Genomic DNA, 15,025 nt, shown 5'->3' on the forward strand with positions numbered 1-15,025 from the left:
GCATGTAATGACGGGTTTTGTTAACAGTGGTATTCTGCGCCGGGCATCGGCAGCGGCTTTTCCCGCGCTATGGCGAATTTGACGGAAGCGTTAATGACAGTATTACACCGTCTTTTATTGACTGTATTTTTTCTCATCGCGGTATCTCCTGTTTTTGCTGCCGGACCTTCAGAACATGTTCGCGCTATTGTTTCCGGGATCGTGACCTACACCCGTTGGCCGGCATTAACAGGGGCGCCGAAGCTGTGCATTTTTGCCTCATCACGCTTCACCCATAGCCTGGCTCATGAAGATCCGGATGCCTTGCCCTATCAACCGGTGATAGTACGTAATAGTGAAGAAGCGTTAAAAACAACCTGCGATGGTTTTTATTTTGGCAGTGAATCGCCGACCCAACAGTCGGAATTAACTCGCCGCTATGGCCCGAAGCCGCTTTTACTCATCGCAGAACAAAATACGGATTGCTCCATTGGTAGCGCGTTTTGCCTGATCATCAACGACGACAGGGTCCGCTTCTCCGTTAATCTGGACGTTCTGACGCACAGCGGGGTCCGGGTTAACCCGGACGTCCTGATGCTTGCCCGGAAAAAACCACATGAATAAGGACTTTTCACAGACCGCGCGCCCGACATTTAAACGCGCGCTTCGTCGAATTAGCGTGATAAGCGTGGTGATCTCCATGACGCTGGTCTGGCTGCTGCTAAGCACAGCCTCAATCTTCACGCTCAAGCAGTACGCGCAGAAAAATCTAGAGCTCACTGCCGCGACCATGGGTCGCAGCCTCGAAGCCGCCCTGGTGTTTGGCGATAGCGCGGCGGCGGAGGAGACCCTTGCTTCGCTGGGGAAGCAAGGGCAGATTTCCCAGGCGATTGTGCTCAACGGCCAGAAGCAGCACTTCGCCGCATGGCGCCATGAACCGCTGGCCAACAAAGAACAAGTGAGCGGCCTTATCAGTCAATGGCTGTTTCCGGAGCCCACGGTGCAGCCCATCTGGCACCAGGGCAAACAAATCGGCGAGCTTCGACTGACCGCGCTTGATGAACTGATCAGCCACTTTCTCGGTATCTCGATTCTGGTACTGACCGGCAGCATTCTGCTCGCCTCGTTCATCGCCCTGCTGCTGACCCACTCACTGCACCGGGGGATCGTCACCGCCCTGCAGAGCATCACCGAGGTTGTGCACGATATTCGTGAAAACCGTCATTTCTCACGTCGGGTGCCCGAGGAGCGTATTGAGGAATTCCATATTTTCGCCCAGGACTTTAACAGCCTGCTGGGGGAGATGGAGGACTGGCAGCGCCAGCTGCAGGCCAAGAATGCCCAGCTGTTGCGTAGCTCGCTACATGACCCGCTGACCGGCCTGGCTAACCGCGCCGCCTTTCGCAACGCGCTCGCCGAACTGATGAAGAACGAGGTGGATCACCAGACCTCGGCATTACTGTTTCTTGACGGCGATAACTTCAAGCTGATCAATGACAACTGGGGGCACGCGGCAGGCGATAAAGTGCTGACGGAGGTCGCCAGCCGCCTGATGGCCTTCGCCGGAAAACGCCATCTGGCGTGGCGTCTCGGCGGCGATGAGTTTGCCGTTCTGCTGCGTGAGGTGCGCTCGGAAGCCGAAGTGCAGGCTCTGTGCCAGGCGCTGTCGGAACAATTTCTTCCGCCATTCAACCTGCACAATGGCCATAGCGCCACGCTCTCGCTGAGCGTCGGTTATGCCCTGGCGTGGGAGCACGCCACCGCGGAATCACTGCAAGAACTTGCCGATCAGAATATGTATCGCATGAAAAACCAACGTATCCAGCAGACGCTGAAATAATAAAGGACTCATTATGCTCAGAAAATATTTCGTCCCCGCCCTGATGGCGGCGGCGCTTTTGACAGGTTGCCAGGCTCCTCAGGGAAAATTTACCCCCGAGCAGGTGGCGGCGATGAAATCTTACGGCTTCACTGAAAGCAATGGCGATTGGTCCCTGGGCTTATCCGATAGCATCCTGTTTGACAAGAATGACTACCGACTACGTCCCGACAGCCGCCAGCAGATCACCACGATGGCCTCGCGGCTGGCGGCGACCGGGATCACCCATAGCCGCCTTGAAGGCCACACCGATAATTACGGTGAGGATAGCTATAACGAAGCCCTGTCGCTTAAGCGCGCCAATAGCGTAGCCGATGCCTGGGCGGAAGGCGCCCATGTCCCGCGCAGTCATTTAGTCACCCGCGGCCTTGGCAAGAAATACCCGATCGCCAGCAACGACACGGCGGCCGGGCGCGCTGAAAACCGCCGGGTCACGGTGGTCATCAGCACGCCGTAAGCCTTCGCTTAATCGCTGGACTTCGCCATCCTCATTGCCGTTGCCGCGCGCCAGCGCAGGTAGTCAACGGCAATGAACAGCACCAGACTTGCCCCCATCAATGGCATGGCCAGACCCAGGGCTAACGCTATCCCCAGTACCAGCCCACGGGCAGGCCAGGCGAGCGACAGCCATGCCTGCAGCAGCGAATGCGCCGGATCCCAGACCGCCTGAGGCGGACGGCGGATCCACCACAGCCGGTAGCCCACGCCGATGGTGACGCACAGCGCGCAGCCGAACCCTACCAGCAGCAACTGATTCACCAGACCAAAGAGGACCCCCATGTGGAAATCGACGCCCCAGCGGGTGAGCTTCGCCATCAGCGGGAAGTCGGCGAACCGGGTGCGATCCACCACCTGCATCGTGGCGCCATCGATCGCCACCGCGTCCACCTGCGTCGGCCAGCGGCGGTCGATCTCATTTACCGTCCAGGCTCGTTCCTTCGAAACCGGCGGACGGATCTCCAGCCGGCTGGCGTTCAGCCCCGCCTGACGGGCCACCGCCAGTACCAGGTCAAACTGCGCTGGCTGCAGCACTGACTGATGCTGCATGGCCATCCCGTCCATATGATGCCCGGCGTGGGGATCGTGCGCCATCGGCGCCTCACCGTGCAGCAGGGTATTCACCTGCGGCGTCCACCAGCCGAAAGCCGCCCGCATTTTATCCACATTACCGCCAGCCCATTGCGACCAGGTCAGGCCGGTGGCGGAGAAGAGCAGCATGCCCAGCAGTAAGCCCCAGCCCAGCGTCACGTGCAACCGACGATGATTCTGCAGGACGTTATTGATCCGCCGTTTTGGACGTGTCATCGCCCACAGGGCAATGCCACCCAGCGCGGCAACCCACATCCATGAGGCAGCCAGTTCGCTGTATAACCTCCCGCTGTCGCCCAGCAGTAGCGAACGATGCGCATAATCAATCCACTGGCGCAGCGGCAGGATGCCGCTGGTACCGTAGACCGTCATATCGCCCTTCACCCGTAGCGAGATCGGATCGACGAAAATGGCCCGGGATTCTGACTCGCCCAGGCTCGGGTCAACAAACATAATCCGGGTGGTCTCCCCCATCGCGGGGGCCGGCCGCACCGCCAGCAGCCGCAGATTACCCTGGGTCGCTTCTTCCGCCACTGCAATCTGGGCGCTGAGCGGCTGCGGGGTCCCGTCGGCAAGGCCATGCAGCGCGTCGTGATAGAGCCAGTTTTCCAGCTGCGGCGTCGCCACGTACAGCGTGCCGGTCAGGGCAGCGACAAAGATAAACGGTCCGATAAACAGTCCGATGTAGAAATGGAGGCGACGCAGCAGGTTTAACCATGCCGCGCGCGAGGTGCAGGTTGTCATACTCTTCCTTTTTTAAAGCAAAAGAGGTTATTGCGCCGTGCGCAGATTGATTTTTATTAAAGGGAAAAAGCAGACAGCCGCGGCGGGGCGCGGGTTTCAGGGTAGAGCCAGGGGAAGTAGTGCCAGTGTTTTAATACCGGGCGAGAAGCCGGCAGGCGAATACGCCGCAGGAGCATGGCGACGAACAGCGCCAGCGCGAAAAGCAGCCCCGGGACATGGGCTAACAGCACGCAATAGCCACACGCTTCGGCATGGTCCAGCGGCAGTTCGTGTCCGGTATGCGTGGCGCCGTCTGTGCTATGCATCATCGCCATCTCGTGCTCGGGCATTTGCGCCATGCTCGCGGACGAGCTGTCCATCATCATGGCGTGATGCATGCCGGGCATCGCGCTCATGGGGTCTTTTTGCAGGGAGATGGAGATCAGGGGGGCCACGACGATCAACAGGATCGCCAACAGTGCCAGCCAGGCGGCTCGCCGTTTAGGTGTCGTTTGCTGGAAACTGTTGCTGACCACCGCCCCTCCGAATAGAGGGCGTATTGTAAATGATTTACATCACGATGGTTACAACAAAGATAAAAAAAGGGCCAGCCATCTGGCCAGCCCTTCTGTCAGGATGTCGCGAAAGCGAATCTTAGTTAAGACGCTCTTTGATACGAGCAGACTTACCAGTACGCTCACGCAGGTAGTACAGTTTAGCTTTACGTACAGCACCACGACGTTTAACAGCAATGCTGTCAACTACCGGAGAGTGAGTCTGGAAGACACGCTCAACGCCTTCGCCGTTGGAAATTTTGCGAACAGTGAATGCAGAGTGCAGACCGCGGTTACGAATAGCGATAACCACGCCCTCGAATGCCTGCAGACGTTTTTTGGAACCTTCAACAACCCATACTTTCACTTCCACGGTATCACCCGGACGGAAGGAAGGTACGTCCTGCTTCATCTGTTCTTGTTCAAGTTGCTTAATAATGTTGCTCATAATTTAATCTCTTATCCTGGGTAAACTGATATTGGGGGCTCACGCCTGCCCATCATGTTTATGCTGCTGTTGCGCGTGTTCGCTTTTGAACTGCGCCAGCAACTTTGCTTGCTCTTCAGTCAGAGCCAGGTTTTCCAGAAGTTCAGGTCTTCTAAGCCAGGTGCGGCCCAGCGACTGCTTCAGACGCCAGCGACGTATCTCAGCATGGTTTCCCGACAGCAATACTGGCGGTACTTCCATCTCTTCTAACACTTCAGGACGGGTATAGTGCGGGCAATCCAGCAACCCATCAGCAAAGGAATCTTCCGTTGCCGAAGCTTCATGGCCCAGTACTCCCGGAATGAACCGGGAAACGGAGTCAATCAGCGTCATTGCCGGTAACTCACCACCGCTGAGAACGTAATCGCCGATTGACCATTCTTCGTCAATTTCGGTTTGGATTACGCGCTCGTCTATCCCTTCGTAGCGACCGCACACCAGAATCAGTTTCTGATTCGTTGCCAGTTCGCTGACGCCCGCTTGATCAAGCTTGCGTCCCTGAGGTGACAGATAAATCACCTTCGCGCCTTCACCTGCCGCGGCTTTTGCTGCATGAATAGCATCCCGTAAAGGTTGCACCATCATTAGCATCCCCGGTCCGCCGCCGTAAGGACGATCGTCCACGGTACGGTGCCGGTCATGAGCGAAGTCGCGAGGACTCCAGCTTTCGATGCTCAGCAGGCCATTTTTTACTGCCCGGCCAGTTACCCCGTAATCGGTAATTGCGCGGAACATTTCAGGAAACAGGCTAATTATGCCAATCCACATAGCGCCGTCTTTTACCGTTTATCCGGAGAATTTAAAAACCAGGATCCCAATCTACTTCGATAGTACGCGTAGTGAGATCGACTTTCTTGATAACCTGCCCATCGAGGAACGGAACCAACCGCTCCTTGATGCCAAATGCATCTTTCAGGTTTGCCTTGATGACGAGTACGTCATTAGACCCGGTTTCCATCATATCAATGACTTTACCGAGGCTATAGCCTTCCGTTGTCACTACCTGGCAGCCCATCAGGTCTTTCCAGTAGTAGTCACCCTCTTCCAGCTCCGGCAACTGCGATGAATCCACGATAATTTCGCAATTAGTCAGTAGATTCGCGGCATCACGATCGTCAACGCCTTTCAGCTTGATGATGATGTCCTGATTGTGGTGGCGCCAGCCTTCCAGCTCAACAACCTGCCACTGACCCGCCTTCTGGATTAACCAGGGCTGATAGTCAAAAATGCTTTCGGCGTCTTCGGTGGAGGAAAACACTCTGAGCCAACCACGGATACCGTAGGAAGAACCCATTTTCCCCAATACGATCGGATCAACAGGTGCTTGTGCGGTGTGTTGCTTGCTCATCATGACCACCGTGACAGATTAAGCTGCTTTGTTAGCGGCTTTGATCAGCGCGGCAACGCGATCGGAAACAGTAGCGCCCAGGCCAACCCAGTGAGCGATACGATCCAGATCCAGGCGAGTTTCTTCTTCCGCGCCGCTAGCGATCGGGTTGAAGAAACCAACGCGCTCGATGAAGCGACCGTTGCGTGCATTACGGCTGTCGGTGACAACAACCTGGTAGAACGGACGCTTTTTAGCGCCGTGACGTGCTAAACGAATAGTTACCATAACATCCTCTTGTGTGAATAAAACAACCGGGCCCCATCGAGGAACGGAGCCCGGTGTCATATTAAAAGCCCGAAAATTTTACTGATTTCTGTGCAAAAATCAATTCAAAACTATATACGCTAAATAATTCGAGTTGCAGGAAGGCGGCAAGTGAGTAAATCCCCGGGAGCGTACACAAGTACGTGACCGGGGTGAACGAACGCAGCCAACGCATCTGCGGCTTGAATTATGACGCGTATTAGCGGCCCGGGAAGCCTGGCGGCATCATCCCTTTCATCCCGCGCATCATCTTCATCATGCCGCCTTTCGACTTCATCTTCTTCATCATGCGCTGCATGTCGTCGAACTGCTTGAGCAGACGGTTCACATCCTGCACCTGCATCCCGCAGCCGGCGGCGATACGGCGCTTACGTGAACCTTTGATGATTTCCGGTTTGGCGCGCTCTTTCAGGGTCATCGAGTTGATGATGGCTTCCATACGCACCAGCACTTTGTCGTCCATCTGCGCTTTCACGTTGTCCGGGATCTGGCCCATACCCGGCAGCTTGCCCATCAGGCTGGCCATGCCGCCCATGTTTTTCATCTGACGCAGCTGCTCAAGGAAGTCCGTCAGATCGAAACCGTCGCCTTTCTTCAGTTTGGAGGCCAGCTTCTCGGCCTGCGCGCGGTCAACTTTGCTCTCGATATCTTCGATCAGCGACAGCACGTCGCCCATGCCGAGGATGCGGGAAGCGACGCGGTCCGGATGGAACGGCTCCAGCGCTTCGGTTTTCTCGCCGACGCCGAGGAATTTAATCGGTTTGCCGGTAATATGGCGAATCGACAGCGCCGCGCCGCCGCGGGCGTCGCCGTCCACTTTAGTCAGCACCACGCCGGTCAGCGGCAGCGCTTCGTTAAAGGCCTTCGCGGTATTCGCCGCATCCTGACCGGTCATCGCATCGACGACGAACAGGGTTTCAACCGGGTTAATGGCGGCGTGGACGTGCTTGATTTCGTCCATCATCGCTTCGTCAACGTGCAGACGACCGGCGGTATCCACCAGCAGCACGTCGTAGAATTTGAGTTTCGCTTCTTTCAGCGCCGCATTGACGATATCCACCGGCTTCTGGCCGACGTCAGACGGGAAGAAATCGACGCCGACCTGCTCGGCCAGGGTTTCCAGCTGTTTGATCGCCGCCGGGCGGTAAACGTCCGCGGAAACGACCAGCACTTTCTTCTTGTGCTTCTCGCGCAGGAATTTCCCCAGCTTACCGACGCTGGTGGTTTTACCGGCACCCTGCAGACCCGCCATCAGCACCACGGCCGGCGGCTGCGCGGCCAGGTCGAGCGTCTGGTTCTCTTCGCCCATCGCCGCCACCAGCTCGTTGCGGACGATTTTGACGAACTCCTGACCCGGGGTCAGGCTTTTATTGACTTCATGGCCGACCGCGCTCTCTTTCACGCGGCTGATGAAATCACGAACCACCGGAAGCGCAACGTCCGCTTCCAGCAGCGCCATGCGCACTTCGCGCAGGGTGTCTTTAATATTGTCTTCTGTAAGGCGTCCGCGGCCGCTAATGTTGCGCAGCGTACGCGACAAACGATCGGTTAAATTATCAAACATTGTCTCTCGCCTGAGGTGGAAACGGTCGGTCGCCGCAGCGACACACAAAACGAATGTGGCGGAGTATAACACGACATCAATCTGAATGTGCTGCAACGGTTGGAGCAGAGGCCTGCTGACGTTATACTGCTTCTCTTTCTTATTTAGCCAACAGCCGACACCTATGCCTGTTTTTGCTCTACTCGCCCTTGTCGCCTACTCCGTCAGCCTCGCGCTGATTATCCCCGGCTTGCTGCAAAAAAACAGCAGCTGGCGGCGAATGGCGATTTTATCTGCGACTATCGCGTTGATCTGCCATGCTTTTGCGCTGGAAGCACGGATATTCCCCGGCGGCGAGAGCGGGCAAAACCTCAGCTTACTGAACGTCGGGTCGCTGGTCAGCCTGATGATCTGTACGGTGATGACTATCGTGGCCTCGCGCAATCGCGGCTGGCTGCTGCTGCCTATCGTCTATGCCTTCGCGCTGATCAATCTGGCCTTCGCCACTTTCGTGCCTAACGAATATATCACCCACCTTGAAACCACCCCGGGGATGCTGGTGCATATCGGCCTGTCGCTCTTCTCGTACGCCACGCTGATCATCGCCGCGCTGTATGCGCTGCAGCTGGCGTGGATCGACTACCAGTTAAAGAATAAAAAGCTGGCCTTCAGCAGCGAAATGCCGCCGCTGATGAGCATCGAGCGCAAAATGTTCCACATCACCCAGGTCGGCGTGGTGCTGCTGACTCTGACGCTGTGCAGCGGCCTGTTCTATATGCACAATCTGTTCAGCAGCGAAAACATTGATAAAGCGGTGCTGTCGATTATTGCGTGGTTCGTCTATATCGTTCTGCTGTGGGGCCACTATCATGAAGGGTGGCGCGGACGTCGCGTGGTCTGGTTCAGCGTCGCTGGCGCCGGTCTGCTGACGCTGGCCTATTTTGGTAGCCGCGTGCTGCAGCAGTTCGTGAGCTAAGTCTTTTAAGGAATCCTACGTGGAACATATCTCCACCACCACGCTGATCATAACGCTGATCGTCATGGTGATTATCTCTGCCTATTTCTCCGGCTCCGAAACCGGCATGATGACGCTGAACCGCTATCGGCTGCGTCATATGGCGAAACAAGGCAACCGCCCCGCCAAGCGCGTGGAGAAGCTGCTGCGCAAGCCGGACCGCCTGATTAGCCTCGTGCTCATCGGCAATAACCTCGTCAACATTCTCGCCTCGGCGCTGGGCACCATCGTCGGCATGCGCCTGTACGGCGACGCCGGCGTCGCGATCGCCACTGGCGTGCTCACCTTTGTGGTACTGGTATTTGCCGAGGTGCTGCCGAAGACCATCGCCGCGCTCTATCCGGAAAAGGTCGCCTACCCCAGCAGCTTCCTGCTGGCGCCCCTGCAGGTGCTGATGATGCCGCTGGTGTGGCTGCTGAATACCATCACCCGCATGCTGATGCGCATGATGGGCATCCGCACCGATACCGTCATCAGCAGCGCTTTGAGCAAAGATGAACTGCGCACGATTGTGAATGAATCCCGTTCACAAATCTCACGGCGCAACCAGGATATGCTGCTGTCGGTCCTGGATCTGGAAAAAGTCAGCGTTAACGACATTATGGTGCCGCGCAATGAGATTGTCGGCATCGACATCAATGATGACTGGAAATCTATCGTCCGCCAGCTGACCCACTCGCCGCATGGCCGCATCGTGCTCTACCGCGATTCACTGGACGATGCCATCAGCATGCTGCGCGTTCGCGAAGCCTACCGTCTGATGACGGAGAAGAAAGAATTCACAAAAGAGATCATGCTGCGGGCGGCAGATGAGATCTACTTTGTTCCGGAAGGGACGCCGCTCAGCACCCAGCTGGTGAAATTTCAGCGCAATAAAAAGAAAGTGGGTCTGGTGGTCGATGAATACGGCGATATTCAGGGGCTGGTCACCGTCGAAGATATTCTTGAAGAGATTGTCGGCGACTTCACCACCTCCATGTCACCCACCCTGGCGGAGGAAGTGACCCCGCTTAACGACGGCACGGTGATTATCGACGGTAGCGCCAACGTTCGTGAGATCAATAAAGCCTTCAACTGGCATCTGCCGGAAGATGAAGCGCGCACCGTCAACGGTATCATCCTCGAAGCGCTGGAAGAGATCCCGGTCCCGGGCACCCGCGTGCGCATTGAGCAGTACGATATAGATATCCTCGACGTGCAGGACAACATGATCAAACAGGTGAAAGTGATGCCGGTGAAATCATTACGCGAGAGCGTCGCGGAGTAGCGCGAGCGAAGGAATTAACATCACGGTGGGCTGCGGCCCGCCGTTTTTTATCTCACGCCGGGAGTGGTGGCATAAAAAAACGGCCGCCCGCGGGCAGCCGTTGAGCAATGCAGCAAACGTTATTTCGCTTTCGCTACCGTCACCATCGCGGCGCGAATAGTACGGCCGTTCAGGGTATAACCTTTCTGCATCACGGCCAGCACGTTGCCCGCCGCCACGTCTTCAGATTCGACCATCGCAATGGCCTGGTGGACGTTCGGATCCAGCGGAACGTTGGTGTCGGCAATCACTTCCACGCCGAACTTACGCACCACGTCCAGCATGGATTTCAGGGTCAGTTCGATCCCTTCCACCATCGGCGCCAGGTCCGGATTAGCCTTGTCGGCCACTTCCAGCGCGCGGTCCAGGCTGTCGATCACCGGCAGCAGTTCATTGACGAATTTTTCCAGCGCGAATTTGTGCGCTTTCTCGATATCCTGCTCGGTACGGCGACGCAGGTTATCTTCGTCGGCTTTGGCACGCAGCATCACTTCACGTTCACGTTTCTGCGCTTCAGCCAGCTGGGCTTCCAGATTCGCAATTTTTTCATCGCGCGGATCCACCTGCTCAGCCGAAACTTCAGGCTCTACTGCCTCAACGTCGTCGTGCTGCTCCGTGATAATTTCTTCCGGGGCTTGCCCCTCAGGCGTTTTCTGTTCTTTACTACTCATGAATTTCTCCGCGTTTTTTTCGCATTCATCTCGCTAACTTCGCTTATTATGGGGATCAGTTTCCGGGTTTCAAGGGAAGCGGACAGATTGTCACTATTTCATTTAACGCAAGGACATCCAGATCATGAAGAACCATTTCAAGTGTATCGGCATTGTGGGACATCCTCGTCACCCCACCGCCCTGACCACACATGAAATGCTCTGGCGCTGGCTGTGCAGCAAAGGGTATGAAGTGCTGGTTGAACAGCAGATCGCCCATGAACTTCAGCTCAGCAACGTGAAAACCGGCACGCTGGCGGAGATTGGCCAACAGGCCGACCTCGCGGTGGTGGTGGGCGGCGACGGCAATATGCTCGGCGCGGCGCGGACCCTGGCCCGTTACGACATTAACGTCATCGGCATTAACCGCGGCAACCTCGGCTTTCTCACCGACCTTGACCCGGACAACGCCCTGCAGCAGCTCGCCGACGTGCTGGAAGGCCACTACATCGCCGAGAAACGCTTTCTGCTGGAGGCCCAGGTGTGCCAGCAGGATTGCCAGAAACGCATCAGCACCGCCATCAACGAAGTGGTGCTGCACCCCGGCAAAGTGGCGCATATGATTGAGTTCGAAGTCTATATCGACGAAGTCTTTGCGTTCTCTCAGCGCTCTGATGGCCTGATAATCTCCACCCCGACCGGCTCCACCGCTTATTCATTGTCGGCCGGCGGCCCGATCCTCACCCCGTCGCTGGACGCTATCACCCTGGTGCCGATGTTCCCGCACACCCTTTCAGCGCGACCACTGGTGATCAATGGCGACAGCACTATCCGCCTGCGCTTCTCTCATCGCTGCAGCGATCTGGAGATCAGCTGCGACAGCCAGATTGCCCTACCGATCCAGGATGGCGAAGACGTTCTCATTCGCCGCTGTGATTATCACCTCAATCTGATTCACCCGAAAGATTACAGCTATTTCAATACATTAAGCACCAAGCTCGGCTGGTCGAAAAAATTGTTCTGATTTACATCGCTGCCTCTTTACTGGATAAAAAACCAGTCTATACTGTACGAAAACACAGTATTGGTTTTTCATACAGGAAGGCAGCTATGTTGGCGCAACTCACCATCAGTAATTTTGCTATCGTTCGTGAACTGGAAATTGATTTCCACAGCGGTATGACCGCCATCACCGGGGAAACCGGCGCCGGGAAATCCATTGCCATCGACGCGCTGGGGCTGTGCCTCGGCGGCAGAGCGGAAGCCGACATGGTGCGTCGCGGCGCCACCCGCGCCGACCTGTGCGCGCGCTTCGCGCTGAAAGATACTCCGGCCGCCCAGCGCTGGCTGGAAGAGAACCAGCTGGAGAGCGGGCGTGAGTGTTTACTTCGTCGGGTGATCAGCGCTGACGGCCGCTCTCGCGGCTTTATCAACGGCACCGCCGTCCCGCTCTCTCAGCTGCGCGAGCTGGGCCAGCTGCTGATCCAGATCCACGGCCAGCATGCGCACCAGCTGTTGACCAAACCCGAACACCAGAAAACGCTGCTCGACGGCTATACCGGTGAGTATGCGCTCACTCAGCGCATGGCCGAGCATTACCGCCAGTGGCACCAGAGTTGCCGCGAGCTGGCCCTGCACCAGCAGCAGAGCCAGGAGCGCGCCGCCCGCGCCGATCTGCTGCAGTATCAGCTTAAAGAGCTGAACGAATTTAACCCGCTGCCGGGAGAATTCGAGCAGATTGACGAAGAGTACAAGCGCCTGGCCAACAGCGGCCAGCTGCTCAGCACCTGCCAGCACGCCCTGACGGTACTGGCGGACGGTGAAGAGGCCAATCTGCAGAGCCTGCTTTATACCGCGAAGCAGCTGGTCAGCGAGCTGGTGGGTATGGACAGCAAGCTTTCCGGCGTGCTGGATATGCTGGAAGAGGCGGCCATTCAGCTCAGCGAGGCCAGCGACGAGCTGCGCCACTATCACGACCGTCTGGATCTCGATCCGAACCGTCTGTTCGAACTTGAGCAGCGGATTTCCCGGCAAATCGCGCTGGCGCGTAAACACCAGGTAATGCCGGAAGAGCTGCCGGCGGTTTATCAGGCGATGCTGGAAGAGCAGCGTCTGCTGGACGATAGCGCCGGCTCGCTGGAATCCCTCAGCCAGCAGGTGGTCGAACATCATCAGCTGGCGCTGGAGACCGCGCGTCAGCTGCACGCCCTGCGCCAGGCCAGCGCCGACGAGCTGACCCAGCTTATCACCGAGAGTATGCACTCACTTTCGATGCCGCACGGAATCTTCGCGATTGAGGTCGCTTTCGATGAACGCCATCTCACCGCCGACGGCGCCGATCATATTGAGTTCCGCGTCACCACTAACCCCGGTCAGCCGCTGCAGCCGATCGCGAAAGTAGCCTCCGGCGGCGAACTGTCGCGTATTGCGCTGGCGATTCAGGTGATCACCGCGCGTAAAATGGAAACCCCGGCGCTGATCTTCGACGAAGTGGACGTCGGCATCAGCGGCCCGACCGCCGCCGTGGTCGGCAAGCTGCTGCGTCAGCTGGGCGAGTCCACGCAGGTGATGTGCGTGACCCACCTGCCGCAGGTTGCGGGCTGCGGCCACCATCATTTCTTTGTCTGCAAAGAGACCGATGGCGAGATGACCGAAACCCATATGCAGCCGCTGGATAAGCGCGCTCGTCTGCAGGAGCTGGCTCGCCTGCTGGGCGGCAGCGAGGTCACGCGCAACACCCTGGCGAACGCGAAAGAGTTGCTTGCGGCGTAAACTTTTTGATTTTCACAGGGTCATAGTGAACAGCAAATTGCCTGCTGACCTGCAGCCGGAGGTTTCCATCGGCGCGAAGGTCTATTATTATCGGCATATTACAGATGAGCCACGTACTGCTCGGGCCCAAAAAGGAATCAAATCACTATGCGCTGTAAAACGCTGACTGCTGCCGCAGCGGTTCTTCTTATGTTGACCGCAGGCTGTTCCACTCTGGAACGAGTGGTTTACCGTCCTGACATCAACCAGGGTAACTATCTGGCCCCTAACGATGTAGCAAAAATTCGTGTCGGTATGACGCAACAGCAGGTTGCTTATGCTCTCGGAACGCCAATGATGTCGGATCCGTTCGGCACCAACACCTGGTTCTATGTATTCCGTCAGGAGCCGGGCCACGAGAAAGTGACTCAGCAGACCCTGACCCTGACCTTCAACAGCGGCGGCGTGTTAACCAACATTGATAACAAGCCCGCGCTGACCAGTCAGTAAGGCCCGGAAAAGCAAAAAGCGCTCAGTGAGCGCTTTTTTTATGGCTGATAGCCGGTCTGCTGCTGTGGGTTACTTCGCAGCGCTTTTCTCTGCCCGCTGGCGACGCAGTTCTTTCGGGTCTGCGATCAGCGGGCGATAGATTTCGACCCGGTCGCCGTCGTGAACTTCGTCATGCAGCTTAACCGGACGACTGTAGATCCCCAGCTTGTTCTTCGCCAGATCGATATCATCACGCAAGGCCAATAGCCCGCTGGCGATAATCGCCTGCTCGACCGTCGCTCCCTCATCCAGGGTGACTCGCTGCAAATACTGCTTTTCAGGCAGCGCGTAGGCGACTTCAACACGAATATTAGCTGGCACTGTAGACCTCTTTGGCGCGCGAAGTGAACGCCTGCACCATGTTGGCGGCCAGCTCTTTGAAGACCCGGCCAAAGGCCATCTCAATCAGCTTATTGGTAAACTCAAAATCGAGATGGAACTCGATTTTGCACGCCTCGGGGCTCAGCGGAATAAACTTCCAGCCGCCAATCAGCTTCTTGAACGGGCCATCCACCAGGCTCATCAAAATGCTCTGGTTGCTGGTCAGTGTATTCCGGGTCGTGAAGGTCTTACTGATGCCGGCTTTGGACACATCAACCGCCGCCGTCATTTGCGTCGGCCCGAATTCCAGCACGCGGCTACCGGTGCAGCCTGGCAGAAAATCAGGATAGGACTTCACATCGTTTACCAGTTGATACATCTGTTCCGCGCTGAAAGGCACCAGCGCAGTACGGCTAATCTGAGGCATAGCAGGTTCCACATTTAAACACAGTGCAAATAATATCATTTATCTGCTGCTAAAAAAAACGCTGTGCCGCAACTCGTGCTAAGATGCGCAGTACACCT

At 56.8% G+C, this 15,025-nt stretch carries 18 protein-coding genes; 8 read left to right on the top strand and 10 right to left on the bottom strand.

Annotation, left to right across the window (positions count from 1 at the left end; genetic code table 11):
* The first annotated feature begins 93 nt into the window (after positions 1-93).
* From N438_RS09885 to N438_RS09895, 3 genes are read left to right on the top strand one after another with little or no spacing between them, the layout of a single operon-like run.
* Complete coding sequence (locus N438_RS09885) at positions 94-603, top strand: YfiR family protein (RefSeq protein WP_012540842.1); 510 nt, start codon at positions 94-96, stop codon at positions 601-603.
* On the top strand, positions 596-1,819 hold the full coding sequence (dgcN, locus tag N438_RS09890) for a diguanylate cyclase DgcN (protein WP_042947039.1): 1,224 nt from the start codon (positions 596-598) through the stop codon (positions 1,817-1,819). Before N438_RS09885 ends, dgcN begins: the two co-directional genes overlap by 8 nt.
* Positions 1,820-1,832: 13 nt before the next feature.
* Complete coding sequence (locus tag N438_RS09895; protein ID WP_008806089.1) at positions 1,833-2,315, top strand: OmpA family protein; 483 nt, start codon at positions 1,833-1,835, stop codon at positions 2,313-2,315.
* Positions 2,316-2,323: 8 nt separating this feature from the next.
* On the opposite strand, the gene N438_RS09900 is transcribed toward N438_RS09895, so the two are convergent.
* The 7 genes from N438_RS09900 to ffh all read right to left on the bottom strand — a co-directional run bounded on the left by N438_RS09900 (position 2,324) and on the right by ffh (position 7,929).
* Positions 2,324-3,691: a PepSY-associated TM helix domain-containing protein gene (locus N438_RS09900; RefSeq protein WP_008806090.1), complete on the bottom strand. Its 1,368-nt coding sequence runs from the start codon at positions 3,689-3,691 to the stop codon at positions 2,324-2,326.
* A gap of 56 nt (positions 3,692-3,747) precedes the next feature.
* The gene (locus N438_RS09905; RefSeq protein WP_032740840.1) at positions 3,748-4,206 is read right to left on the bottom strand and encodes a DUF2946 domain-containing protein; all 459 of its coding nucleotides are present in this window, start codon (positions 4,204-4,206) and stop codon (positions 3,748-3,750) included.
* 118 nt (positions 4,207-4,324) lie between these two features.
* Positions 4,325-4,672, bottom strand: a complete 348-nt coding sequence (gene rplS / locus N438_RS09910; protein WP_002914145.1) for a 50S ribosomal protein L19 — start codon at positions 4,670-4,672, stop codon at positions 4,325-4,327.
* Between the two features lie 39 nt (positions 4,673-4,711).
* A complete protein-coding gene (trmD, locus tag N438_RS09915) occupies positions 4,712-5,479 on the bottom strand; it encodes a tRNA (guanosine(37)-N1)-methyltransferase TrmD (protein ID WP_008806092.1) in 768 nt (255 codons plus the stop codon).
* A 31-nt stretch (positions 5,480-5,510) separates the two neighbouring features.
* A complete protein-coding gene (rimM, locus tag N438_RS09920) occupies positions 5,511-6,059 on the bottom strand; it encodes a ribosome maturation factor RimM (protein WP_008806093.1) in 549 nt (182 codons plus the stop codon).
* 18 nt (positions 6,060-6,077) lie between these two features.
* Positions 6,078-6,326: a 30S ribosomal protein S16 gene (rpsP, locus tag N438_RS09925; protein ID WP_012540839.1), complete on the bottom strand. Its 249-nt coding sequence runs from the start codon at positions 6,324-6,326 to the stop codon at positions 6,078-6,080.
* A gap of 238 nt (positions 6,327-6,564) precedes the next feature.
* Positions 6,565-7,929: a signal recognition particle protein gene (gene ffh / locus N438_RS09930; RefSeq protein ID WP_002914152.1), complete on the bottom strand. Its 1,365-nt coding sequence runs from the start codon at positions 7,927-7,929 to the stop codon at positions 6,565-6,567.
* Positions 7,930-8,092: 163 nt separating this feature from the next.
* Between ffh and N438_RS09935 the strand changes: the two genes are divergently transcribed.
* Positions 8,093-8,884, top strand: a complete 792-nt coding sequence (locus tag N438_RS09935) for an inner membrane protein YpjD (RefSeq protein ID WP_002914153.1) — start codon at positions 8,093-8,095, stop codon at positions 8,882-8,884.
* Positions 8,885-8,903: 19 nt separating this feature from the next.
* Positions 8,904-10,190 carry an HlyC/CorC family transporter gene (locus N438_RS09940; RefSeq protein WP_012540838.1) on the top strand — a complete coding sequence of 429 codons (1,287 nt, stop codon included), beginning with the start codon at positions 8,904-8,906 and terminating at the stop codon, positions 10,188-10,190.
* 119 nt (positions 10,191-10,309) lie between these two features.
* On the opposite strand, the gene grpE is transcribed toward N438_RS09940, so the two are convergent.
* Positions 10,310-10,900: a nucleotide exchange factor GrpE gene (gene grpE, locus N438_RS09945; protein WP_008806096.1), complete on the bottom strand. Its 591-nt coding sequence runs from the start codon at positions 10,898-10,900 to the stop codon at positions 10,310-10,312.
* A 124-nt stretch (positions 10,901-11,024) separates the two neighbouring features.
* Here grpE and nadK point away from each other — a divergent pair, with 124 nt between their 5' ends.
* From nadK to bamE, 3 genes are all read left to right on the top strand, one after another.
* On the top strand, positions 11,025-11,903 hold the full coding sequence (gene nadK, locus N438_RS09955) for an NAD(+) kinase (RefSeq protein ID WP_002914158.1): 879 nt from the start codon (positions 11,025-11,027) through the stop codon (positions 11,901-11,903).
* An 86-nt stretch (positions 11,904-11,989) separates the two neighbouring features.
* Complete coding sequence (gene recN, locus N438_RS09960; RefSeq protein WP_012540837.1) at positions 11,990-13,651, top strand: DNA repair protein RecN; 1,662 nt, start codon at positions 11,990-11,992, stop codon at positions 13,649-13,651.
* A 147-nt stretch (positions 13,652-13,798) separates the two neighbouring features.
* Positions 13,799-14,140 carry an outer membrane protein assembly factor BamE gene (bamE, locus tag N438_RS09965; RefSeq protein ID WP_008806098.1) on the top strand — a complete coding sequence of 114 codons (342 nt, stop codon included), beginning with the start codon at positions 13,799-13,801 and terminating at the stop codon, positions 14,138-14,140.
* 69 nt (positions 14,141-14,209) lie between these two features.
* Here the strand turns inward: bamE and N438_RS09970 are convergent, their stop codons facing one another.
* Together N438_RS09970 and N438_RS09975 are read right to left on the bottom strand one after the other, a co-directional pair.
* On the bottom strand, positions 14,210-14,500 hold the full coding sequence (locus tag N438_RS09970; RefSeq protein WP_004145682.1) for an RnfH family protein: 291 nt from the start codon (positions 14,498-14,500) through the stop codon (positions 14,210-14,212).
* Positions 14,490-14,927: a type II toxin-antitoxin system RatA family toxin gene (locus N438_RS09975; RefSeq protein ID WP_008806099.1), complete on the bottom strand. Its 438-nt coding sequence runs from the start codon at positions 14,925-14,927 to the stop codon at positions 14,490-14,492. The genes N438_RS09970 and N438_RS09975 overlap by 11 nt, the downstream gene beginning before the upstream one ends.
* Between the last annotated feature and the right edge of the window lie 98 nt (positions 14,928-15,025).

This window comes from Klebsiella sp. GL120222-02 (assembly GCF_003097195.1).
GTDB classification, from domain to species: domain Bacteria; phylum Pseudomonadota; class Gammaproteobacteria; order Enterobacterales; family Enterobacteriaceae; genus Klebsiella; species Klebsiella variicola.